Annotated in this window: 1 protein-coding gene; it reads left to right on the top strand. The window is 31.9% G+C overall.

Features of this window, described 5'->3' with window-relative positions; translation table 11 throughout:
• Positions 1–548: PBECR2 nuclease fold domain-containing protein (locus ACWIX0_RS14080; protein ID WP_454174600.1), on the top strand; the 548-nt coding region annotated here is incomplete at its 5' end.
• Positions 549–574 lie beyond the last annotated feature (26 nt).

Here is a 574-nt window from a genome sequence, read left to right as displayed (position 1 = left end):
CAAATCAAATCAAGCAAAATCAAAATGGCGATTATTTACTAAAAGATAGCGAGGGCAAAAACCACATCGTGCGCAAAGAAGTAGCACAAAAATGGTTAAAAGAGTTTGGACTAAAAACACTTAATGATGATTTTATCCCTACATTTTCAGCACAGGTAAAAGACACTCTAACAAAAAATGGGGTTGATAAAATCCACTTAAAAATAGGCTCTTTGTTTAAATTAGAATCAAACCATAGGACTAAATACCTAGATAGGATAAAACCCACGCTTGAAAATCCAAACGCAATAATAAAACAAAACGATGGAGCATTGATTTTTGTAAAAGATTTTAAGGAAAAGAAGTTTTTTGCAAGTGTTGCTAGGGATAAAAATGGTGAATGGATAATCACTAGCAACGCGCCAAAATCAATAAACAATGTAAAAAATAAGATAAAACAGGGAGGGGAAATTTTGTATAATGAACTAGTGGAGCTTGAAACCATTAAGATTAACGCTAATGATTTTACGCCTTTGGCAGATTCTCAAAAGCAACAAACTACAAAATAATGTTATCTAAAATGACTAAAAAAGTC

It is taken from the genome of Helicobacter sp. T3_23-1059, assembly GCF_053654515.1.
Note: the sequence above shows the minus strand (reverse complement) of the source record. Positions and strands in the feature narration are given on the sequence as shown.